The sequence below is a fragment of the Pseudomonas sp. B21-032 genome (assembly GCF_024748965.1).
GTDB lineage: Bacteria > Pseudomonadota > Gammaproteobacteria > Pseudomonadales > Pseudomonadaceae > Aquipseudomonas.
The window spans coordinates 5,833,486-5,854,165 of the sequence record NZ_CP087180.1; the positions used below are offsets into that span (position 1 = coordinate 5,833,486).

General features: G+C 62.2%; 18 protein-coding genes. 5 read left to right on the top strand and 13 right to left on the bottom strand.

The features are described from left to right. Window positions 1–69: 69 nt before the first annotated feature. Entirely contained in the window at window positions 70–1,410 is a 1,341-nt protein-coding gene (locus LOY54_RS27060) for a hemolysin family protein (protein ID WP_045199523.1), read from the top strand. A 6-nt stretch (window positions 1,411–1,416) separates the two neighbouring features. Here LOY54_RS27060 and LOY54_RS27065 read toward each other — a convergent pair whose 3' ends face one another. The 8 genes from LOY54_RS27065 to LOY54_RS27100 all read right to left on the bottom strand — a co-directional run bounded on the left by LOY54_RS27065 (window position 1,417) and on the right by LOY54_RS27100 (window position 11,982). Then, a complete protein-coding gene (locus LOY54_RS27065; RefSeq protein ID WP_258608649.1) occupies window positions 1,417–2,313 on the bottom strand; it encodes a M23 family metallopeptidase in 897 nt (298 codons plus the stop codon). 243 nt (window positions 2,314–2,556) lie between these two features. Next, the gene (locus LOY54_RS27070; protein WP_045199519.1) at window positions 2,557–3,453 is read right to left on the bottom strand and encodes a response regulator; all 897 of its coding nucleotides are present in this window, start codon (window positions 3,451–3,453) and stop codon (window positions 2,557–2,559) included. A 152-nt stretch (window positions 3,454–3,605) separates the two neighbouring features. Continuing rightward, a complete protein-coding gene (gene phoU / locus LOY54_RS27075; RefSeq protein WP_038997986.1) occupies window positions 3,606–4,364 on the bottom strand; it encodes a phosphate signaling complex protein PhoU in 759 nt (252 codons plus the stop codon). A 121-nt stretch (window positions 4,365–4,485) separates the two neighbouring features. Then, window positions 4,486–5,319 (bottom strand): phosphate ABC transporter ATP-binding protein PstB, encoded by an 834-nt coding sequence (pstB, locus tag LOY54_RS27080; RefSeq protein ID WP_045199517.1) that lies wholly within the window; start codon window positions 5,317–5,319, stop codon window positions 4,486–4,488. Between the two features lie 97 nt (window positions 5,320–5,416). Continuing rightward, entirely contained in the window at window positions 5,417–7,033 is a 1,617-nt protein-coding gene (pstA, locus tag LOY54_RS27085) for a phosphate ABC transporter permease PstA (RefSeq protein WP_184959542.1), read from the bottom strand. A gap of 71 nt (window positions 7,034–7,104) precedes the next feature. Then, on the bottom strand, window positions 7,105–9,393 hold the full coding sequence (locus LOY54_RS27090; RefSeq protein ID WP_045199513.1) for an ABC transporter permease subunit: 2,289 nt from the start codon (window positions 9,391–9,393) through the stop codon (window positions 7,105–7,107). A gap of 139 nt (window positions 9,394–9,532) precedes the next feature. Further along, window positions 9,533–10,531, bottom strand: coding sequence for a phosphate ABC transporter substrate-binding protein PstS (locus LOY54_RS27095; RefSeq protein WP_045199510.1), 999 nt, complete (start codon window positions 10,529–10,531; stop codon window positions 9,533–9,535). A gap of 161 nt (window positions 10,532–10,692) precedes the next feature. Then, window positions 10,693–11,982, bottom strand: coding sequence for an MFS transporter (locus LOY54_RS27100; protein ID WP_045199508.1), 1,290 nt, complete (start codon window positions 11,980–11,982; stop codon window positions 10,693–10,695). 373 nt (window positions 11,983–12,355) lie between these two features. On the opposite strand from LOY54_RS27100, the gene LOY54_RS27105 reads away from it, so the two are divergent. Together LOY54_RS27105 and LOY54_RS27110 are read left to right on the top strand one after the other, a co-directional pair. Then, on the top strand, window positions 12,356–12,757 hold the full coding sequence (locus tag LOY54_RS27105; protein WP_009402429.1) for an acyl-CoA thioesterase: 402 nt from the start codon (window positions 12,356–12,358) through the stop codon (window positions 12,755–12,757). A 72-nt stretch (window positions 12,758–12,829) separates the two neighbouring features. Then, a complete protein-coding gene (locus tag LOY54_RS27110; protein ID WP_258608651.1) occupies window positions 12,830–13,726 on the top strand; it encodes a D-hexose-6-phosphate mutarotase in 897 nt (298 codons plus the stop codon). A 79-nt stretch (window positions 13,727–13,805) separates the two neighbouring features. Here the strand turns inward: LOY54_RS27110 and LOY54_RS27115 are convergent, their stop codons facing one another. The 5 genes from LOY54_RS27115 to LOY54_RS27135 form a co-directional block, all read right to left on the bottom strand. Then, window positions 13,806–14,339, bottom strand: a complete 534-nt coding sequence (locus LOY54_RS27115; RefSeq protein ID WP_045199652.1) for a DUF3299 domain-containing protein — start codon at window positions 14,337–14,339, stop codon at window positions 13,806–13,808. Window positions 14,340–14,389: 50 nt separating this feature from the next. After that, window positions 14,390–14,638: a GlsB/YeaQ/YmgE family stress response membrane protein gene (locus LOY54_RS27120; RefSeq protein WP_045199503.1), complete on the bottom strand. Its 249-nt coding sequence runs from the start codon at window positions 14,636–14,638 to the stop codon at window positions 14,390–14,392. 93 nt (window positions 14,639–14,731) lie between these two features. Beyond that, window positions 14,732–15,814, bottom strand: a complete 1,083-nt coding sequence (locus tag LOY54_RS27125) for a 5-(carboxyamino)imidazole ribonucleotide synthase (protein ID WP_093377936.1) — start codon at window positions 15,812–15,814, stop codon at window positions 14,732–14,734. Window positions 15,815–15,824: 10 nt separating this feature from the next. Then, window positions 15,825–16,316, bottom strand: coding sequence for a 5-(carboxyamino)imidazole ribonucleotide mutase (gene purE / locus LOY54_RS27130; RefSeq protein ID WP_038615995.1), 492 nt, complete (start codon window positions 16,314–16,316; stop codon window positions 15,825–15,827). Between the two features lie 202 nt (window positions 16,317–16,518). Then, window positions 16,519–17,427, bottom strand: a complete 909-nt coding sequence (locus LOY54_RS27135; RefSeq protein ID WP_045199499.1) for a LysR substrate-binding domain-containing protein — start codon at window positions 17,425–17,427, stop codon at window positions 16,519–16,521. Between the two features lie 177 nt (window positions 17,428–17,604). Between LOY54_RS27135 and aspA the strand changes: the two genes are divergently transcribed. Both aspA and LOY54_RS27145 read left to right on the top strand, forming a co-directional pair. Next, entirely contained in the window at window positions 17,605–19,029 is a 1,425-nt protein-coding gene (gene aspA / locus LOY54_RS27140; RefSeq protein ID WP_045199650.1) for an aspartate ammonia-lyase, read from the top strand. A 221-nt stretch (window positions 19,030–19,250) separates the two neighbouring features. Then, the gene (locus tag LOY54_RS27145) at window positions 19,251–20,660 is read left to right on the top strand and encodes an alanine/glycine:cation symporter family protein (protein ID WP_408980544.1); all 1,410 of its coding nucleotides are present in this window, start codon (window positions 19,251–19,253) and stop codon (window positions 20,658–20,660) included. Window positions 20,661–20,680 lie beyond the last annotated feature (20 nt).

A 20,680-nucleotide genomic window follows, 5' to 3' on the forward strand; every position in this document is an offset into this window, starting at 1 on the left:
ACTCGCGCCAGCTCATGCTGGCATTGCTGTACTCCCTTTCTTAAAAGACGGACCCCGTAAAACTCCATCATGGACCCTTCCCCTGGTTTCAACCTCGCTGCACTTTTCGCCGATTTCGGCATGATTCTTTTTGCTCTGCTGCTGGTTCTGCTCAACGGCTTCTTCGTTGCCGCCGAGTTCGCCATGGTCAAATTGCGCTCGACCCGGGTCGAGTCGATTGCCGAGCAGCATGGCTGGCGCGGGCAGATCCTGCGCACCGTACACAGCCAGCTGGACGCCTACCTGTCCGCTTGCCAACTGGGTATCACCCTGGCCTCGCTGGGCCTGGGCTGGGTCGGTGAGCCGGCCTTCGCGCACCTGCTCGAACCCCTGCTGGCCGCCGTCGGCGTTGAATCGCCGGAAGTCATCAAGGGCATCTCGTTCTTCAGCGCCTTCTTCGTCATCTCCTACCTGCACATCGTTGTCGGTGAGCTGGCGCCCAAGTCCTGGGCGATCCGCAAGCCCGAGCTGCTGTCGCTGTGGACGGCGGTGCCGCTGTACCTGTTCTACTGGCTGATGTACCCGGCCATCTACCTGCTCAACGCCAGCGCCAACGCCATCTTGCGTATTGCCGGCCAAGGCGAGCCCGGGCCGCACCACGAACACCACTACAGCCGTGAAGAACTCAAGCTGATCCTGCACTCCAGCCGTGGCCAGGACCCTAGCGACCAAGGCATGCGGGTACTGGCCTCGGCGGTGGAAATGGGCGAGCTGGAAGTGGTCGACTGGGCTAACTCGCGCGAAGACATGGTCTGCCTCGATGCCAACGCGCCGCTCAAGGAAATCCTCGCGATGTTCCGTCGGCACAAGTTCAGTCGCTACCCGGTACTCGATGCCGAGCGCGGCGAATTCATCGGCCTGCTGCACATCAAGGACCTGCTGCTGGAGCTGGCCGATCTCGACCATATCCCTGAGTCTTTCAACCTGGCCGAGCTGACCCGGCCGCTGGAGCGCGTGTCGCGGCACATGCCGCTGGCGCACCTGCTCGAGCAGTTCCGCAAGGGCGGCGCGCACTTCGCGCTGGTTGAGGAAGCCGACGGCAAGGTCATCGGCTACCTGACCATGGAGGACGTGCTGGAAGTGCTGGTTGGCGACATCCAGGATGAACACCGTAAGGCCGAGCGCGGCATCCTCGCCTACCAGCCGGGCAAGCTGCTGGTACGCGGCGACACCCCGCTGTTCAAGGTCGAGCGCCTGCTTGGCGTGGATCTGGACCACATCGAGGCCGAAACCCTCGCCGGCCTGGTCTATGAGACCCTCAAGCGGGTTCCGGAAGAGGAAGAGCTACTGGAAGTCGAAGGCCTGCGCATCATCATCAAAAAGATGAAGGGGCCGAAGATCGTCCTGGCCAAGGTGCTCAAGCTCGATTGAGCCGCCTCAGGGGTTGCCGGCGGTAAAGTTCGGCAGCCCGCCGACGGGCTGGTTGAACTGGTAGGGTATCGACTCCAGCGCCAGCCCGACGTTGCGCTGCACCACAAAGTGCAAGTGCGGGCCGCTGCTGTTGCCGGTATTGCCGGATTTTGCCAGCGGCGTGCCGTACACCACCCGCTGCCCTTCCCTGACCACCACTGAGCCGCGCATCAGGTGCAGGTACACGCCCATGGTGCCGTCTTCGTGAAGGATGCGCACAAAGTTGCCTGACGGATGACTGCCACGGCCGCTCTGGCTGTTTTCGGTCTTGATCACCACCCCTGCCCGTGCGGCGATGATCGGCGTGCCTTCAGGCATGGCGATGTCCATGGCATAACGGCCCTTGGGCCCGAAGTGGCTGTAGCGGCCATTGGGCCCCTGGGTCAAGCGAAAGGGCCCGCCGCGCCAGGGCAATGGGTAACGGAACGCCTGTTGACGCTGGCCCGGGTTGCCCAGGGCAAAATCGAACTTGCTCTTGTAGCTCACCGGCTTGCCGGGCTGGCGGGCACTGAGCAGCGTCAGTGCCACCGTGCTGCGCGCCGGCACCACTCGCCGCACCAAACGCGACGCCCCACCCTGGACATTGCCCAGGCGCTCCAGGCGCAGCTCTACCTCGACCGGCGCGTAGGTGTCGTTACGCGCACTGAAGCGCACGCCTGCGGCAAAGCGGTTGGCCTGCAACTGCACCTGGGTTTCCAGTTGCTCAACCATCCTGTCGCCAAAGACAAACGCCCGGCCGCCGGGAATCGGTCGATAGGAATAGGACACCACGCCGTAGGCGTCGGTACTTTTGTAAAGGGTCATGGCCAGCACAGGGCCGCAGGCCATGAGCAAGGCGCAGAACAGCAGCGTGCGTGCAGGCATGAGTAGTGGCTTTTTGACAGTGAGTGGTCTGTCGAAGCCTAGCAGCGGATTTTGGCGGGGGTATGGCGAGAGTGTTTCAGGGGTGTACCAGGAGACGAACGGTGCATTGATCGCCGGCAAGGCCGGCTCCTGTAGGAGCCGGCTTGCCCCGCGAAGAGGCCAGCCCAGTCAATACATCAGGTGTTGTCTGGATTGCGACCGCTGCGCGCTCGATCGCGGGCAAGGCCCGCTCCCACAGGGCCTTCAGGCCCCTGGCACGAAGTGCTTCTGCGCCGAACCGCGGGCGATCAGGCGCGACAGGTAGTCGAGCTTCTGCGCATCCTGGTCAACAAACTTGAAGGTCAGTTGCAACCAGTCGCTGTCGGGTTTCGGCTCCAGCGCGGCAACCGCATGCAGGTAGCCGTTGAGGCGGGCGATCTCGGCGTTCTCGCCCTGCTCCAGGTCGAGTACCGCGCCTTCCAGAACCTGTGGCAGGGTTTCGCCACGACGCACCACCAGCAGCGCTTCCTTGAGGCTCAAGGCCTTGATCACACACGGCTGCACGCCGCTTGGCAGGCGCAGTTGGCCCTGGCCACGCCCTGCCGGCGCCGCAGCTGCAGGCTTGGGAGCGCTCACCAGGGGTTTGGCCGCGGCTACCGGGGCCACCGGGGCTGTCGGCTTGACCGTTTCGGCACGGCCGCCAGTCAGGGCGCTCAGCGAGTCGTTGGCAAACGCCGACGTCGCGCGGGTCGGCGCACTGGCCAGCAAGGTATCGAGCTTGCCGACCTTGGTCAGGGCTTTTTTCACCTTGGTCAGCAGTTGCTCGTTGGTGAACGGCTTGCCGACGAAATCCGAGACCCCGGCCTGAATCGCCTGGACCACGTTCTCCTTGTCGCCACGGCTGGTCACCATGATGAACGGCAGGGTCTTCATCGACTCTTGCTGACGGCACCAGGTCAGCAGCTCAAGGCCGGACATTTCCGGCATTTCCCAGTCGCACAGGACCAGGTCGAAAGCCTCACGGCTCAGCAAGGTCTGGGCCTTGCGGCCGTTGACCGCATCTTCGATGACGATACCGGGGAAGTAGTTACGCAGGCACTTCTTGACCAGGTCGCGAATGAACGGCGCATCATCCACAACCAACACACTGACTTTACTCATCGCCACTCCTATTGAATCCCGACTAGCATAACGCTGACTGATGGCCATTTGCCAAACATTGGGTCACGCCGGGACTCGTTGTTTCGTTCGCGGCTGCCTCACCCGCAAACGAAAACGCCCGGCCAAGGCCGGGCGTTCATTCTCGGGCAGTCTTAGTTATCGTCAGATTTGCCCGGAACATTAGCCTTTTCGCCGCTGCGCTGAACCTCTTCCTGCATACGCTTGAGGCCCAGGTGACGGACGTCGGTACCGCGCACCAGGTAGATCACCAGCTCGGAGATGTTGCGCGCGTGGTCGCCGATACGCTCCAGCGAACGCAGCGCCCAGATCACGCTGAGAACGCGCGAGATCGAGCGTGGATCTTCCATCATGTAGGTGACCAGCTCGCGCAGCGCGGTCTTGTACTCGCGGTCGATGGTCTTGTCGTACTGGGCCACCGACAGCGCCAGGTCGGCGTCGAAACGGGCAAAGGCATCCAGGGCATCACGGACCATGTTGCGCACCTGGTCGCCGATGTGACGCACTTCAACGTAACCGCGAGGCGATTCGCCTTCTTCGCACAGCTGGATGGCGCGACGGGCAATCTTGGTCGACTCGTCGCCGATGCGCTCCAGGTCAATTACCGACTTGGAAATGCTGATGATCAGGCGCAGGTCAGACGCCGCCGGCTGACGTCGGGCCAGAATGCGCACGCACTCTTCGTCGATGTTGCGCTCCATCTGGTTGATCTGCTCGTCGACTTCGCGCACCTGCTGGGCCAGGCCCGAGTCGGCCTCGATCAGCGCGGTAACCGCATCGTTGACCTGCTTCTCGACCAGGCCGCCCATCGCCAGGAGGTGGCTGCGAACCTCTTCGAGTTCGGCGTTGAACTGCTGGGAGATATGGTGGGTAAGGCTGTCTTTATCGATCATGCTTTCGCTCCGCGAAAAAGCTTCAAGTAGCAAGCTTCAAGCTTCAAGTTTGTTCGTGTCGTTCCCGGGCTTCACGCTCGCCACTTTCTTGCAGCTTGCGGCTTGAAGCTTGCAACTGCCGCTAGCCATACCGGCCGGTGATGTAGTCTTCGGTCTGCTTCTTCGCCGGGTTGGTGAACAGCGTGTCGGTATCACCGAACTCCACCAGCTTGCCCATGTACATGAATGCGGTGTAGTCGGAGACCCGCGCCGCCTGCTGCATGTTATGGGTAACGATGACGATGGTGTACTTGGACTTGAGCTCGTAGATCAGCTCTTCGACCTTCAGCGTAGAGATCGGGTCGAGTGCCGAGCACGGCTCATCAAGCAGCAGTACTTCCGGCTCCACGGCAATGGTACGGGCAATCACCAGGCGCTGCTGCTGACCACCGGACAGGCCCAGCGCCGACTCGTGCAGGCGGTCCTTGACCTCCTCCCACAGCGCCGCACCCTTGAGCGCCCACTCCACGGCTTCGTCGAGCACGCGCTTCTTGTTGATGCCCTGGATACGCAGGCCGTAGACCACGTTCTCGTAAATGGTCTTGGGGAACGGATTGGGCTTCTGGAACACCATGCCAACCCGGCGGCGCAGTTCGGCGACGTCTTCGCCCTTGCGGTAGATGTTGTTGCCGTAAAGGTTGATCGCGCCGTCCACGCGGCAGCCGTCAACCAGGTCGTTCATGCGGTTGAAGGTGCGCAGCAAGGTCGATTTACCGCAGCCGGACGGGCCGATGAAAGCGGTCACACGCTGCTTGGGGATGTTCATGCTGACATCGAACAGCGCTTGCTTGTCGCCGTAGTACAGGCTCAGGCCCGGCACTTCGATGGCTACGGTTTCTTCAGCCAGGCGCAGGCTCTGTTTGTCGCGACCCAGGGCCGACATGTCGATACCGTGAGAATGGGTTTCATGTTGCATGATTTCACTCCGTTTGTAGCTGCATGCTTCTAGCTGCAAGCTGCAAGTTTGAGCAAAAGCGGCGTGTAGCTTGCCGCTTATGGCTAATAGCTTTCAGTCAACTGTCCAGCGCCTTGTACTTCTCGCGCAGGTGGTTACGAATCCATACCGCCGAGAGGTTCAGGGTGGCGATTACCAGCACCAGCAGCAATGCCGTGGCGTACACCAGCGGCCGCGCGGCCTCGACGTTCGGGCTCTGGAAGCCGACGTCATAGATGTGGAAGCCCAGGTGCATGATCTTCTGGTCCAGGTGCAGGTACGGGTAATTGCCGTCCACCGGCAGCGACGGCGCCAGCTTCACCACACCTACCAGCATCAGCGGCGCCACTTCACCGGCGGCGCGGGCCACGGCGAGGATCATGCCGGTCATCATCGCCGGGCTGGCCATGGGCAGGACAATCTTCCACAGGGTCTCGGCCTTGGTGGCACCGAGCGCCAGCGAGCCTTCACGGACCGTACGCGGAATCCGCGCCAGACCTTCTTCAGTGGCCACGATCACCACCGGCACCGCCAACAGCGCCAGGGTCAGCGAAGCCCAGAGCAGCCCCGGCGTACCCAGGGTCGGCGCCGGCAGCGCTTCGGGGAAGAACAGCCGGTCGAGCGAGCCACCCAGCACATAGACGAAGAAGCCCAGGCCGAACACGCCGTAGACGATCGCCGGAACACCGGCGAGGTTATTCACCGCAATACGGATCAGGCGGGTCACCGGGCCCTGACGCGCATATTCACGCAGGTACACCGCCGCCAGCACGCCGAACGGGGTGACGATCACGGCCATGATCAGGGTCATCATCACGGTACCGAAGATCGCCGGGAAGATCCCGCCTTCGGTGTTGGCTTCACGCGGGTCGTCGCTGAGGAATTCCCAGACCTTGGCAAAATACACGCCCAGCTTGGTGAAGATACCCATGCCGTTCGGCTGGTAGGCATGCACCACCTTGCTCAGGTTGATTTCAACCTCACGACCATTACCGTCCTTGGCCACCAGGCTGTCGCGGCCGAAGTCCTGGTGCAGGCCGCCCAGACGCTCTTCGATGGCCTTGTAGCGGTTGTTCAGCTCGGCGCGCTCGGCTTCGATATCGGCCTGGGCAGCGGCGTCCAGCTTGCCGTCCAGCTCCAGCTTGCGGGTCTGCAGGCGCAGACGCTCAAGACCGTAGTTGATCGCACCGATGTCCTTCTTCTCGAGCTTCTGCAGCTCGCCGGCCAGCTTGTCGGCACGCTTGAGGCGATCTTGCAGCTCGCTCCAGGCCGCCTGGCCTTCGGCGACGACCTTGCCGTTTTCCTTGACGCTGACCAGGTAGCCATAGAAGTTGCCCCACTCGCGGCGCTCCAGGGCGATCAGGTCGACCGGCTTGTGCTGGTCGGTCAGCCATTCGCCGACCACCCAGGTGAAGTCGCTACCGTTGAGGTCGCGGTTACCGACCTTGATCAGCTCGCGGGTCATGAACTCCGGGCCTTCATCAGGCACCGGCAGGCCGGCACCTTTCAAACGGGCACGGGGTACCTCTTCCTTCTGCACCACTTCGCCAACGACGATGTGGTTGGCCTGGCCAGGCACGTTGTAGCTGGCTTGCAGCAGGTCGGCCGGCCAGAAATGGCCCAGGCCGCGCACGGCGATCACGGCGAGCAGACCGATGGTCATGATCACCGCGATGGCGACCGCGCCACCGCTCATCCAGACGCCGGGGGCGCCGCTCTTGAACCAGCTTTTGAGGGAATCCTTTTTCACGGATCGCTACCTTTCTATCAAAGCGACGAGTATTTCTTGCGCAGACGCTGGCGAATCAGCTCGGCCAAGGTGTTCATCACGAAGGTGAACATCAGCAGCACCAGCGCGGCGAGGAACAGCACGCGGTAGTGACTGCCACCGACTTCCGACTCGGGCATCTCCACCGCAACGTTGGCCGCCAGGGTGCGCATACCTTCGAACAGGTTCATTTCCATGACCGGGGTGTTGCCGGTGGCCATCAGCACGATCATGGTTTCACCCACCGCGCGGCCCATGCCGATCATCAGCGCCGAGAAGATCCCCGGGCTTGCGGTCAGGATGACCACGCGGGTCAGGGTCTGCCATGGCGTGGCACCGAGTGCCAGCGAACCCAGGGTCAGGCTGCGCGGCACGCTGAACACGGCGTCTTCGGCGATCGAGTAGATGTTCGGGATCACCGCAAAACCCATGGCGATACCGACCACCAGGGCGTTGCGCTGGTCGTAGGTGATACCCAGGTCGTTGGTAATCCACAGGCGCATGTCGCCGTCGAAGAACCAGGTCTCGATGAACGGGCTCATGTACAGGGCGAACCAGCCGGTGAAGAGGATCACCGGGATCAGGATCGCCGCTTCCCAGCCATCCGGAACCCGCAGGCGCAGCGACTCGGGCAGGCGGCTCCAGGCGAAGCCGGCGACCAGGATGCCCAGCGGCATCAACAGGAACAGGCTGAACACACCCGGCAGGTGGCCTTCAAGGAACGGCGCCAGGAACAGGCCGGCGAAGAAGCCGAGAATCACCGTCGGCATCGCCTCCATCAGTTCGATCACCGGCTTGACCTTGCGGCGCATGCCCGGGGCCATGAAGTAGGCGGTGTAGATGGCGGCGGCAATGGCCAGCGGCGCAGCGAGGATCATCGCGTAGAACGCGGCCTTCAAGGTACCGAAGGTCAGCGGCGACAGGCTCAGCTTGGGTTCGAAGTCGGTGTTCGAGGCGGTCGACTGCCAGACATACTTGGGCTCGTCGTAGTTCTCGTACCAGACCTTGCTCCACAGAGCGCTCCAGGACACTTCCGGGTGCGGGTTCTTCAGGGTCAGCGGCAGCAGCTTGCCGCCTTCTTCGATGATGATGCGGTTGGCCCGTGGCGACAGCGCCAGAATGCCCGCGCCTTCAGCGGCCGGCTCGACCAGCAGGGTACGGTGCGCGGTGCTGTGGAACACGCCGAGCTTGCCGTCAGCGTCGAGGGCAACGAAGCCCTTGCGGCGCTCTTCGGCATCGATCTGCACCACCGGCGCCTTGCCCATCTGAAACTCGCGAATGCGCTTGAAGCGCTGCTCGCCATCCGGGTCGCGAGCCATGAACCACTGGGCCAGGCCGCCCTTGGAGTCACCGATGATCAGCGAGATACCACCCACCAGCTGAGTGCTGGCGGTGACTTCGGCATTGCCGTCGTCAAGCAGCTTGTAGCGGCCGTTGAGGCTCTTGTCGCGCAGGCTGAAAACGTCAGCCTGGGCACGACCGTTGATCACATACAACCACTGCTGGCGCGGGTCGATGAAAATGGCTTTGACCGCTTCGGTCATCTGCGGCAGCTCGATACGGCTCTGCTCGCTGGTGACTTCGCCGGTCATCATGTTCTCTTCGCGGCTCAGCGACACCACCTGCAGGTGCGCACCGGTGGAACCGGCCACCACCAGGGTCTCGCCATTGACGTTGAGGCTGACATGCTCCAGCGCCCGGCCCTGGTCATCCAGGGCGAAGGGCTCCTGGCCATAGGGGTAGTCGATGGCCGGAGTGATGGTTTTCTTGTTGTCCGGGTAGGTGATCTTGTAGCTGTGGCTGAACACCAGCGCCTGGCCATTGGACAGGCCCAGCACCACCAGCGGGTTACCCGGCTGATCGGCACCGATCGAGGTCACCTGGGTGCCAGCCGGCACCGGCAGTTCGACGCGCTTGAGCTCAGCACCGCTCTTGGTGTCGAAGAACAGCGCCTGGCCCTTGTCGGAAACCCGCATGCCGACCAGGTTCTGCTCTTCCAGGGCGATCATCAGCGGCTTGCCGGCGTCCTGCTGCAGCCAGGTAGGCTCCAGAGCCTTCTTGCTGGTCAGGGTAGCGCCCTGGAACAGCGGTACGACCACATAGGCCAGGTAGAAGAAGATCAGGGTAATGGCTGCCAGCACGGCAAGCCCGCCCACCAGTACATACCAGCGGGTCAGGCGATCCTTGAGCGCACGCATGCGCCGCTTGCGTTGCAGTTCGGGCGTATTGAAGTCAATCCGCACGGGGGGAGAATTTTGGGTCATGGTGGAGTTGGCCAGATCATTCATGCGCACACCCTAGCGGTCCCGTATGACAAAAACATGACAATGCAGTGACGCAAAAAAGCCCGCCGCGCAGATACCCCTGGCAGCGGACTCGCAATGAGTGGCGAGACCGGGACAAAACCCGCCCCCGCCGGTCCTTCAGTTACTTCTTCGCAACGTTGCCGTTGTGATTCAGGCCCAGGTCAGCCAGGGCTTTATCAACCACTTTGGCTGGCAGCGGGATGTAACCATCCTTCACCACCACTTGCTGGCCGGCTTGCGACAGCACCAGCTTGACGAACTCGGCTTCCAGCGGGGCCAGAGGCTTGTTCGGCGCCTTGTTGACATAGACGTAGAGGAAGCGCGACAGCGGGTAGGTGCCGTTCAGGGCGTTGGCTTCGTTGTCTTCAACGAAGGCACCGCCTTCTTTCTTGGCCAGGGCTACAGTCTTGACGCTGGCGGTCTTGTAGCCGATGCCCGAGTAACCGATGCCGTTCAGCGAGCTGCTGATCGACTGCACGACCGAAGCCGAGCCAGGTTGTTCGTTGACGTTAGGCTTGAAGTCGCCTTTGCACAGGGCTTCTTCCTTGAAGTAGCCGTAGGTGCCGGACACCGAGTTACGGCCGAACAGCTGCACTGGCTTGTTGGCCAGGTCGCCGGTCACGCCCAGGTCACCCCAGGTTTTCACGTCGGCCTTGGCGCCGCACAGGCGGGTCGAAGAGAAGATTGCATCGACCTGGGCCATGGTCAGGCCTTTGATCGGGTTGTCCTTGTGTACGAATACGGCCAGGGCGTCGACGGCAACCGGGATGGCGGTTGGCTTGTAGCCGTACTTCTGTTCGAAGGCCTGCAGCTCGACGTCCTTCATCTTGCGGCTCATCGGGCCGAGGTTGGCGGTGCCTTCAGTCAGCGCGGGTGGCGCGGTGGAGGAGCCGGCAGCCTGAATCTGGATGTTGACGTTCGGATATTCCTTTTTGTAGGCCTCGGCCCACAGGGTCATGAGGTTGGCCAGGGTATCGGAACCGACGCTGGAGAGGTTGCCCGACACACCGGTGGTCTTGGTGTAGGTCGGAATAGCAGGGTCAACAGCGGCAACCGCATTGGCGGTGGCAACGCCAGCGGCGACGAAAGTCAGGGCCGCCATCAAACGCTTCAGTTTCATGCCTTGCTCCTAGCAGGAATTGGGGTGAGATGGATCGGGCCCAAGTATCTGCAGGCCGTATGACTACTCTATGAATCGAATGTGACAATTAGATGAAAGGCCATCACCGGCGAGCGGTGATGGCCTTTTCAAAATGTTGCGAGGTTTGATTTAGAGCGGTTTTAGCGCTTTTTCGCGGTCAGATAAATACCCACCAGCAGACCAATGGTGCAGATACCAGCAACGTAATAGGCCGGCGCCATCGGGCTGAACTTGAGCATCGCGGTGACAGCCATCGGCGTCAGACCGCCGAAGATCGCGTAGGCCAGGTTGTAGGAAAACGACAGGCCACTGAACCGAACTACCGGCGGGAAGGCTTTAACCATGACATACGGCACGGCGCCGACGATGCCGACACACAAGCCGGTCAAGGCATACAACGGGAACAGCCACTCGGGGTGGGTAGGCAGCGTGTGATAAAAGGTCCAGGAGGTCACCAGCAGCGCCAGGCTGCCAACAATGAACACCCGCCCGGCGCCAAAACGGTCGGCCAGCGCGCCGGTGCCGATGCAACCGAGGCTGAGCAGGACGATGGCCAGGCTGTTGGCCTTCAGCGAATCGGTCGGACTGACCTGATAAAGGCTCTGCAGCAGCGCCGGGGTCATCAGGATCACCACGACAATGCCGGCCGACAGCAGCCAGGTCAGCAGCATCGACAGCACGATGGCGCCACGGTGGTCGCGCAATACTGCGCGCAGCGGCACTTCTTCGGCCAGCGCCTTGCGCGCCTGCATCTCGGCAAACACCGGGGTTTCGTGCAGCCAGCGGCGCAGATAGACCGCGAACAAGCCAAACACGCCGCCGAGCAGAAACGGAATACGCCAGGCGTAATCGGCCACTTCCTGCTGGCTGTAAACCGTGTTGATCAGCGTCGCCACCAGCGAACCGAGCAGAATCCCGGCAGTCAGCCCCGCCGTCAGCGTGCCGCAAGCGTACCCGGTGTTGCGCGCCGGCACGTGCTCGGAGACGAACACCCAGGCGCCCGGCACTTCACCGCCAATCGCCGCGCCCTGGATCACCCGCATCACCAGCAACAGGATCGGAGCCCACAGGCCGATCTGCGCATAGGTCGGCAGCAAGCCCATGATCAGGGTCGGCACCGCCATCATGAAAATGCTCAGAGTGAACATCTTCTTGCGCCCCAGCAGGTCGCCGAAGTGGGCCATGACGATGCCGCCCAGCGGCCGCGCCAGGTAGCCGGCGGCAAAGATGCCAAACGTTTGCATCAAACGCAGCCATTCAGGCATTTCGGCGGGAAAGAACAGCTTGCCGACCACCGTGGCGAAGAACACGAAGATGATGAAATCGTAGAACTCCAGCGCACCGCCCAGGGCGGAAAGCGACAAGGTTTTGTAGTCACTGCGGGTCAGCGGCCTCGAAGGCTGCGCGATACTGCCGGGCACGGAGGTCATAGGTCTCTCTTGTTTGGCATTTCTTATTGGGGGTGCAGGCCGCCTGGCACGCGGGTTTGGGCCTGGGCAGCCTGGAAAGATAGCAAATTGGCAGAAAAAGCACATAGCAGTACAAATTCAATACAAGTATTCATGACTGCATGGTCGTCGCTGCGCTTTCGGCTCTATATACTGGCCGCTTGTAGGAAAGGGTTGCGCCTTCTGAAGGATGTTGTGCGAAAACGCCGCTAGGTATGCTTAGTCGGTTTCGCAGAGTTTCCCTTCGCCGCCTGGCAAAGCGAAAGCAGCGTAGAATAGTTGTGCTGAATCGTTTTTCGAGGCGTCTGTCATAGCGCCAACCAACGAAGCGTCATGGGTCAGAGGCACCCCCGGCATGATTGAACTCGAACAAGAAGATCCTATCCCGCAAGGCGACCTGGCCTTGCAGATCACCGCATTGCCCCGTGAAACCAACGGTTTCGGCGATATCTTCGGCGGCTGGCTGGTCGCCCAGATGGACCTGGCCGGTACCGCCATGGCCAGTCGCGTTGCCGGTGGCCGGGTAGCTACCGTGGCCATCGATCGCATGGCATTCCTGGTGCCGGTGGCAGTCGGCGCGCAATTGTCCTTCTATACCCAGACCCTGGAAATCGGCCGCAGCTCGATCCAGATGATGGTCGAGGTGTGGAGCGACGACCCGCTGTCCAGCGAGTGGCGCAAGGTGACCGAAGCGGTATTCGTGTTCGTCGCCATCGACGGCAGCGGGCGCACCCGCTCGGTTCCTCCTCGTCGCTGAGACCGCTGCGCGGTAAACTCGAAGGTATGCAAGCGGTCCAAGGCCGTACGGCAAACCTACGAGATAAAGCGCATGTCCACACCCAAGGTCGAATCCGAAAAGCACGGCGAGCTCAATTGCTGGCGCATCACCAGCGACACGGCTGAATTGCTGGTCGCCCAGCAGGGCGCGCAGGTGCTGAGTTATCAGCGCCTCGGCGAGCCGCCTTTGTTGTGGCTCAGCGAACAGGCCATTTTCAAACAGGGCAAATCCGTGCGCGCCGGGGTTCCGGTGTGCTGGCCCTGGTTTGGCAACCTCAAGCGTAATCCCTCTGCGGTACAAGCCATGTATGGCGCTGAAGAAGCACCGGCCCACGGCCTGGTGCGTGGTCGCGACTGGCAGTTACTGGGCATCGACAGCAGCGGCGACAGTGTCCGGATTGAATTCACCCTGCCCGACACCCAGGGCAATCTCCCCGGCTGGCCACACAATGTGGAACTGACGCTCACCATCGTCATGGCCGAACAACTGAGCATCACCCTCTCCAGCTACAACCTCGACAATGTCCCGGTCACCATCAGCCAGGCGCTGCACAGTTACTTCGCGGTCAGCGATGTGCGCGAGGTGAAAGTAGAAGGTGTTGATAGTCTGGCTTACATCGAAACCCTGGCCGATTGGGAGCAGCGCCAACAGCAAGGCGCGCTGGGCTTTGCCGGTGAAACCGACCGCATTTATCTGCAGGCGCCCGAGCAACTGAGCATCGTCGACCCGGCCTGGAACCGTCGCGTGGTGATAACGGCCCAGGGTTCGAGTACGGCAGTGATCTGGAACCCCTGGACCGAGCGTGCCGCTGAGTTGCCGGACATGGCCGACGATGGCTGGCAGCGCATGCTCTGCATCGAGACCGCGAACGTGTGGGACGATGTAGTGACACTGGCGCCTGGGGCAACCCATTCGCTGAGTCTGAAAATCGATAGCGAACAGCTCTAGATCACTATCGCGGGGCAAGCCCGCTCCCACAGTATCCGGTGGAGCGGCGGTGCGACGCCTCGACTTGCCCCGCGATCATTCAAAGATCGGCGTCTTCCACCACCCGCACCTTGGCTGCATCCATTGCATAGGCCGCATCCGCCAGGTCATTGCTGACCGTCTCCACCTTCAACGTACCGTTGACCCACAGCGGCGTGTAGATATCGTCGAGCTTCAAGCCCTTGGGATAGCGCACCAGCACCAGCTGGTTCGGTGGTGGCGGCGGCACGTGGATGCAGGCGCCCGGGTAAGGCACCAGGAAGAACAACGTGCTGTTGCCCTTGGCGTCGGTTTCCAGCGGCACCGGATACCCGCCCAGGCGGATGTGCTTGCCATTCATGGCGGCCACGGTCTTGGTCGAATACATCACCGCCGGCAAGCCCTTGCTCTGCTTGAGGCCACCCTTTTCGCTGAAGGTGCCCATGGCTTCCGGGGAGTTGTGGTCGATTTCGGGCATCTGCTCGAGGGCTTTCTGGTCCGACTTGGGCATCAGCTCCAGCCAGTCGGTTTCCGGCAACTCAGCCCGGGCCAGGCCGCTCAGCAGCAACAGGGAAAGCAGTAATACACGGCGCATGAAAAAGCTCGGCAACGAAGGAATTCGGTGCCGAGCATTCTAGCCTGCCGTCAGCTCTTTTTGACGACCAGCCCGTAGATCACCAACAGGATAATCGCGCCCACCAGCGCGCCGAGGAAACCTGCACCCTCTCCAGCCTGATAGATGCCCAGCGCCTGGCCGCCGTAGGTCGCGGCGAGCGAACCGGCAATGCCCAGCAGAATGGTCATGATCCAGCCCATGCTGTCGTCGCCAGGCTTTAGAAAGCGTGCCAGCAGACCGACGATCAGGCCGATGAAGATGGTTCCGATGATACCCATGGCAATCCCTCTGAGTTGAATGGCGCATGCCAAAGCCTAGTCAGCGCTTTGGCATCCTGCCATCAGAGGGACAGCGGGGCGGGAAGGTTCCCTTCAGCCCTTGATCAGGGCTTCGACTTGCTGGATTTTTTGCTCCAGGGTCGTCAGGTCGTCGCAGCGCAGGGTGGCGTGGCCAACCTTGCGACCGACCTTGAAGGCCTTGCCGTAGTGGTGCAGGTGGCATTCGTCGATGGCGATCACCTGGTCGACTGCCGGCACTTCGCCGATGAAGTTGAGCATGGCGCTTTCGCCGACCTTGGCGGTCGAACCCAGCGGCAGGCCGGCAACGGCGCGCAGGTGGTTCTCGAACTGGCTGCACTCGGCGCCTTCGATGGTCCAGTGCCCGGAATTGTGCACCCGTGGGGCGATCTCGTTGGCTTTAAGGCCGCCATCGACTTCGAAGAACTCAAAGGCCAGCACACCGACGTAGTCGAGCTGCTTGAGCACGCGACCGGCGTAGTCTTCGGCCAGGCCCTGCAGCAGGTGGTCTTCGCTGGCCACCGACAAACGCAGGATGCCGTTCTCGTGGGTGTTGTGCACCAGCGGGTAGAAGCGGGTTTCGCCATCGCGTGCACGCACGGCGATCAGCGACACTTCGCCGGTGAACGGCACAAAGCCTTCGAGCAGGCACGGCACGCTGCCCAGTTCGGCGAAAGTGCCCACAACATCTGCGGCAGTTCGCAGCACTTTCTGACCTTTGCCGTCATAACCCAAGGTGCGGGTCTTGAGCACGGCAGGCAAGCCGATGCTGGCAACGGCGGCCTCCAGGTCGGCTTGCGACTGGATATCGGCGAAGGCCGGGGTAGGAATGCCCAGGTCCTTGAACATGCTCTTTTCGAACCAGCGATCGCGGGCGATTCGCAGCGACTCGGCGCTCGGGTAGACCGGCACGAACTGCGAAAGGAAGGCCACGGTTTCTGCCGGGACGCTTTCGAACTCGAAGGTCACCAGGTCAACTTCGTCGGCCAACTGCCGCAGGTGGTCCTGGTCACCGTAATCGGCGCGCAGGTGCTCGCCCAGGGGCGCCGCGCAGGCGTCCGGAGCCGGGTCGAGGAAAGCGAAGTTCATGCCCAGCGGAGTACCTGCCAGGGCCAACATGCGGCCCAGCTGGCCGCCACCGATTACACCGATTTTCATGCTTTTGACCTCAAGCCTGGCGCGGATCTGGATTGTCCAGAACGTTGTCTGTCTGCTCAGCGCGGAACTGTTTGAGCACAGTGTGGAACTGCGGGTGCTTGGCGCCGAGGATGCTCGCTGAAAGCAGCGCGGCGTTGATCGCGCCAGCCTTGCCGATCGCCAGGGTGGCAACCGGAATGCCGGCCGGCATCTGCACGATCGACAGCAGCGAATCGACACCCGAGAGCATCGACGACTGCACCGGTACGCCCAGCACCGGCAGGTGGGTCTTGGCCGCGCACATGCCTGGCAGGTGGGCAGCGCCACCGGCGCCGGCGATGATCACCTCGATGCCACGGCCTTCGGCCTCTTCGGCATACTGGAACAGCAGGTCCGGGGTACGGTGGGCAGAGACCACCTTGACCTCGTAGGGAATGCCGAGTTTTTCCAGCATATCGGCGGTGTGGCTAAGGGTGGACCAATCGGACTTGGAGCCCATGATCACGCCAACCAGTGCACTCATCGTCGAGCCTCTTCTCTTGGGCGCCCGCAGGCGCGTCAAAAAACAACAAGCCACGCGGGGACAACCGGCGTGGCTTGTTATACGAATTAGGGCCGGGTGAAACCGACCGAAGGCCGCGCAGTATATCGCAAAGCGTTGCGCTTAATGCACTCCGACGACCAACTGTCGGCCTTATTTTTCGGGGCTTTGGCTGACTTTCGGGTCAAGCCGGCGTCGCCGGCCCACCCTCCAGCTTGCGCCACAGCAGGCGCACGTTGGCCTTGCGCACCAGGGCGCAGCGATACAGGCGGATTTCCAGCGGTACGTGCCACTGGCTACCGCCGCAAATCACCAGCTCACCGCGTTCAAGTTCGGCCCGCGCCGACAGCCTCGGCACCCAGGCGATGCCCAGGCCTTCGAGGGCCATGCTCTTGAGGCTGTCGGCCATCGCCGTTTCATAGACAGTGGTAAAGCGCAGGTTGCGCTGGCGCAGCAGTAGATTGACCGAACGCCCAAGGAACGCCCCGGCGCTGTAAGCCAGCAATGGCACACTGCCCTCGCCTTCCAGGTCGAACAGCGGCTTGCCGTCGGCATCGGCGGCGCACACGGGCAGCATTTCAGTGTGGCCCAGGTGCAACGAGGGGAAGATCTCCGCATCCATCTGCAAGGCGGCATCGGGGTCGTAGAACGCCAGCATCAGATCACAACCGCCTTCGCGCAGGGCATGCACAGCGTCGCCGACGTTGGTCGCGACCAAACGCGTGGCGATGTTCAGGCCGTCGTTGCGCAACTGCGCGATCCAGCGCGGAAAGAACCCCAGCGCCAGCGAGTGTGCCGCCGACACCTGGATCACCTCGCCCTGCCCGCCTTCCAGGTGATGGAGATGGCGCAGCACCTCGCCCAGCTGATCGACCACCGTACGCGCCGTCACCAAAAACAATTGCCCCGCCGCCGTCAGCTCGATCGGCGTGCGCGAGCGGTTGACCAGGGTCAGCCCCAATGCCGCTTCCAGGCTGCGAATGCGTCGGCTGAAGGCCGGCTGGGTGACAAAGCGGCGCTCGGCGGCCTGGGAAAAGCTGCGGGTGGCGGCCAGGGCACTGAAATCTTCCAGCCATTTGCTCTCAAGGTTCATGGGCTCTCCAGGCATGCACCAAAATTGAACACGCTCGATCGGCAGTTGGCGTCACATCAACCCGTATGCCGTTTGTGCATAGGTTAGCGTGCAACAGCATTGGCCGCAAAATCGGCGCGGGCCTAGGATTGGCGCCATTCCGGCATGTGCCGGGTCAAAATCGAGATGATATCCATCATGTCCGCTGCTGCATCGTTCCGTGTCGAAAAAGATCTGCTTGGCACCCTCGAAGTTCCTGCCGATGCCTACTACGGTATCCAGACTCTGCGTGCTGCCAACAACTTCCACCTCTCCGGCGTTCCGCTGTCGCACTACCCTAAACTGGTTGTGGCCCTGGCCATGGTCAAACAGGCTGCTGCTGACGCCAACCGCGAGCTGGGTCACCTGAGCGATGCCAAGCACGCTGCCATCAGCGAGGCTTGCGCCCGTCTGATCCGCGGCGACTACCACGAGCAGTTCGTGGTCGACATGATTCAAGGCGGTGCTGGTACTTCTACCAACATGAACGCCAACGAAGTCATCGCCAACATCGCGCTGGAGGCCATGGGCCACCAGAAGGGCGAGTACAAGTACCTGCACCCGAACAACGACGTGAACATGGCGCAGTCGACCAACGACGCCTACCCGACTGCGATCCGCCTGGGTCTGCTGCTGGGTCACGACGCCCTGCTGGCCAGCCTCGACAGCCTGATCCAGGCCTTCGCTGCCAAAGGCCAGGAATTCGACCACGTACTGAAGATGGGCCGTACCCAGCTGCAGGACGCCGTGCCGATGACCCTGGGCCAGGAATTCCGCGCCTTCGCCACCACCATGACCGAAGACCTCAACCGTCTGCGTTCGCTGGCGCCAGAGCTGCTGACTGAAATCAACCTGGGTGGTACCGCCATCGGTACCGGCATCAACGCCGACCCTGGCTACCAGCTCCTGGCCGTTCAGCGCCTGGCCACTATCAGCGGCCAGCCGCTGGTCCCGGCTGCCGACCTGATCGAAGCCACCTCGGACATGGGCGCCTTCGTCCTGTTCTCGGGCATGCTCAAGCGTACCGCAGTCAAGCTGTCGAAGATCTGCAACGACCTGCGCCTGCTGTCCAGCGGCCCACGTACCGGCATCAACGAAATCAACCTGCCAGCGCGTCAGCCAGGCAGCTCGATCATGCCAGGCAAGGTCAACCCGGTAATCCCGGAAGCGGTCAACCAGGTGGCCTTCGCCATCATGGGTAACGACCTGGCCCTGACCGTCGCCGCCGAAGGTGGCCAGCTGCAGCTGAACGTCATGGAGCCGCTGATCGCCTACAAGATCTTCGACTCGATCCGCCTGCTGCAACGCGCCATGGACATGCTGCGCGAGCACTGCATCGTCGGCATCACCGCCAACGAACAGCGCTGCCGTGAACTGGTCGAGCACTCGATCGGCCTGGTCACCGCCCTGAACCCGTACATCGGCTACGAAAACGCCACCCGTATCGCTGCCATCGCCCTGGAAAGCGGCCGTGGCGTTCTGGAACTGGTCCGCGAGGAAGGCCTGCTGGACGAAGAGATGCTCAACGACATCCTGCGTCCGGAAAACATGATTGCTCCGCGTCTGGTGCCGCTCAAGGCGTAACCGATGCTGTAACACGCTCACCAGGTCGAGGGACTAGACACCTCTCACCTTTTGAGGGCCCAGGGATCATTCCCCGGGCCCTTTTTTTATGCCCTTTCAGATGGCATATCCGCCACGCCAAGGCAGACGCGCGGCGCTCGCATCGGTATAGTGCCCGCCCTCTTGCGTGCCAGCCCCCTGGCGCTACACGCAGCAAAGTCATCAAAAGCGAGGAACACTCCATGCTTGAAGTCATCAACGACTTCCTCTCGGGCAAGGTACTGATCGTGCTCATTGTCGGTCTGGGCAGTTACTTCACGATCCGCTCGCGTTTCGTTCAGTTGCGGTACTTCACCCACATGTTCGCGGTGTTTCGCGACAGCCTGCGCAGCAGCAGCGAGCAACTGAGCTCGTTCCAGGCGCTGATGCTCAGCCTGGCCGGCCGGGTCGGTGCCGGTAACATTGCCGGGGTCGGTATCGCCGTGACCCTTGGCGGCCCCGGTGCGGTGTTCTGGATGTGGGTGACCGCGCTGGTCGGCATGTCCAGCAGCTTCATCGAATGCACCCTCGGCCAGCTGTACAAGCGTTGCGACAGCGAAGGCCAGTACCGCGGCGGCCCGTCGTATTACATCGAGCACGGCCTGGGCAAACGCTGGCTGGGCATGGTCATGGCCTTCCTGCTGCTGGTGACCTTCGGCTTCGCCTTCAACGGCCTGCAAGCCCACGCCGTGACCCACTCGCTGAACAACGCCTTCCAGTTCGACACCACCTACACCGGCATCGCCCTGGCGGTGCTGCTGGGCCTGGTGTTCATCGGCGGCATCAAGCGCATCGCCGCCGTTGCCGACTTGCTGGTACCGGTCAAGACCCTGGCCTACATTGCCGTGACCCTGTACGTGATCGTGCTGCAGTTCGACCAGGTGCCGGACATGCTGATGACCATCGTCAAGAGCGCCTTCGGCGTCGATCAGGCCTTCGGTGGCCTGGTTGGCAGCGCCATCATCATGGGCGTCAAACGTGGCGTGTTCGCCAACGAAGCCGGCCTTGGCAGCGCACCCAACGTCGCCGCCGTGGCCGAAGTCGACCACCCGATTGCCCAGGGCGTGGTCCAGGCGTTCTCGGTGTTCCTCGACACCTTCATTATCTGCACCTGCACCGCCTTGCTGATCCTGCTGTCGGGCTTCTACACCCCGGGCTTCGAAGGCGACGGCATTGCCCTGACCCAGAACTCGCTGGCGGCGGTGGTCGGTGACTGGGGGCGGATCTTCATCAGCGTCGCCCTGGCGCTGTTTGTGTTCACCTCGATCCTCTACAACTACTACCTGGGCGAGAGCAACCTGCGCTTTCTGGTCGGTGACAACCGCAAAGCCCTGATCGGCTACCGCGCCCTGGTGTTGCTGCTGATCTTCTGGGGCGCGGTGCAGAACCTGGGCACGGTGTTCGCGTTCGCCGACATCACCATGACCTGCCTGGCCTTCGTCAACCTGATCGCCCTGGCCCTGCTGTTCAAGGTGGCCATGCGCGTACTGCGCGATTACGACGACCAGCGCGCAGCCGGGATAAAAACGCCGGTGTTCGATTCGGCCAAGTTCGCCGACCTCGACCTGGATACCAACGCCTGGCCTGCCAAGGTCGAAGACACCAAGCGCTGACAGCCAGCCCGGTGTTCGCG

Excerpts from the sequence above, each read along its gene's own strand:
- purE (WP_038615995.1), bottom strand. The coding sequence starts at position 16,316 with ATGAGTGCACTGGTTGGCGTGATCATGGGCTCCAAGTCCGATTGGTCC.
- LOY54_RS27090 (WP_045199513.1), bottom strand. The coding sequence starts at position 9,393 with ATGAATGATCTGGCCAACTCCACCATGACCCAAAATTCTCCCCCCGTG.
- pstB (WP_045199517.1), bottom strand. The coding sequence starts at position 5,319 with ATGCAACATGAAACCCATTCTCACGGTATCGACATGTCGGCCCTGGGT.
- LOY54_RS27105 (WP_009402429.1), top strand. The coding sequence starts at position 12,356 with ATGATTGAACTCGAACAAGAAGATCCTATCCCGCAAGGCGACCTGGCC.
- phoU (WP_038997986.1), bottom strand. The coding sequence starts at position 4,364 with ATGATCGATAAAGACAGCCTTACCCACCATATCTCCCAGCAGTTCAAC.
- LOY54_RS27070 (WP_045199519.1), bottom strand. The coding sequence starts at position 3,453 with ATGAGTAAAGTCAGTGTGTTGGTTGTGGATGATGCGCCGTTCATTCGC.
- aspA (WP_045199650.1), top strand. The coding sequence starts at position 17,605 with ATGTCCGCTGCTGCATCGTTCCGTGTCGAAAAAGATCTGCTTGGCACC.
- LOY54_RS27110 (WP_258608651.1), top strand. The coding sequence starts at position 12,830 with ATGTCCACACCCAAGGTCGAATCCGAAAAGCACGGCGAGCTCAATTGC.
- pstA (WP_184959542.1), bottom strand. The coding sequence starts at position 7,033 with ATGAGCGGTGGCGCGGTCGCCATCGCGGTGATCATGACCATCGGTCTG.
- LOY54_RS27095 (WP_045199510.1), bottom strand. The coding sequence starts at position 10,531 with ATGAAACTGAAGCGTTTGATGGCGGCCCTGACTTTCGTCGCCGCTGGC.
- LOY54_RS27125 (WP_093377936.1), bottom strand. The coding sequence starts at position 15,814 with ATGAAAATCGGTGTAATCGGTGGCGGCCAGCTGGGCCGCATGTTGGCC.
- LOY54_RS27065 (WP_258608649.1), bottom strand. The coding sequence starts at position 2,313 with ATGCCTGCACGCACGCTGCTGTTCTGCGCCTTGCTCATGGCCTGCGGC.
- LOY54_RS27135 (WP_045199499.1), bottom strand. The coding sequence starts at position 17,427 with ATGAACCTTGAGAGCAAATGGCTGGAAGATTTCAGTGCCCTGGCCGCC.
- LOY54_RS27120 (WP_045199503.1), bottom strand. The coding sequence starts at position 14,638 with ATGGGTATCATCGGAACCATCTTCATCGGCCTGATCGTCGGTCTGCTG.
- LOY54_RS27060 (WP_045199523.1), top strand. The coding sequence starts at position 70 with ATGGACCCTTCCCCTGGTTTCAACCTCGCTGCACTTTTCGCCGATTTC.
- LOY54_RS27145 (WP_408980544.1), top strand. The coding sequence starts at position 19,251 with ATGCTTGAAGTCATCAACGACTTCCTCTCGGGCAAGGTACTGATCGTG.
- LOY54_RS27100 (WP_045199508.1), bottom strand. The coding sequence starts at position 11,982 with ATGACCTCCGTGCCCGGCAGTATCGCGCAGCCTTCGAGGCCGCTGACC.
- LOY54_RS27115 (WP_045199652.1), bottom strand. The coding sequence starts at position 14,339 with ATGCGCCGTGTATTACTGCTTTCCCTGTTGCTGCTGAGCGGCCTGGCC.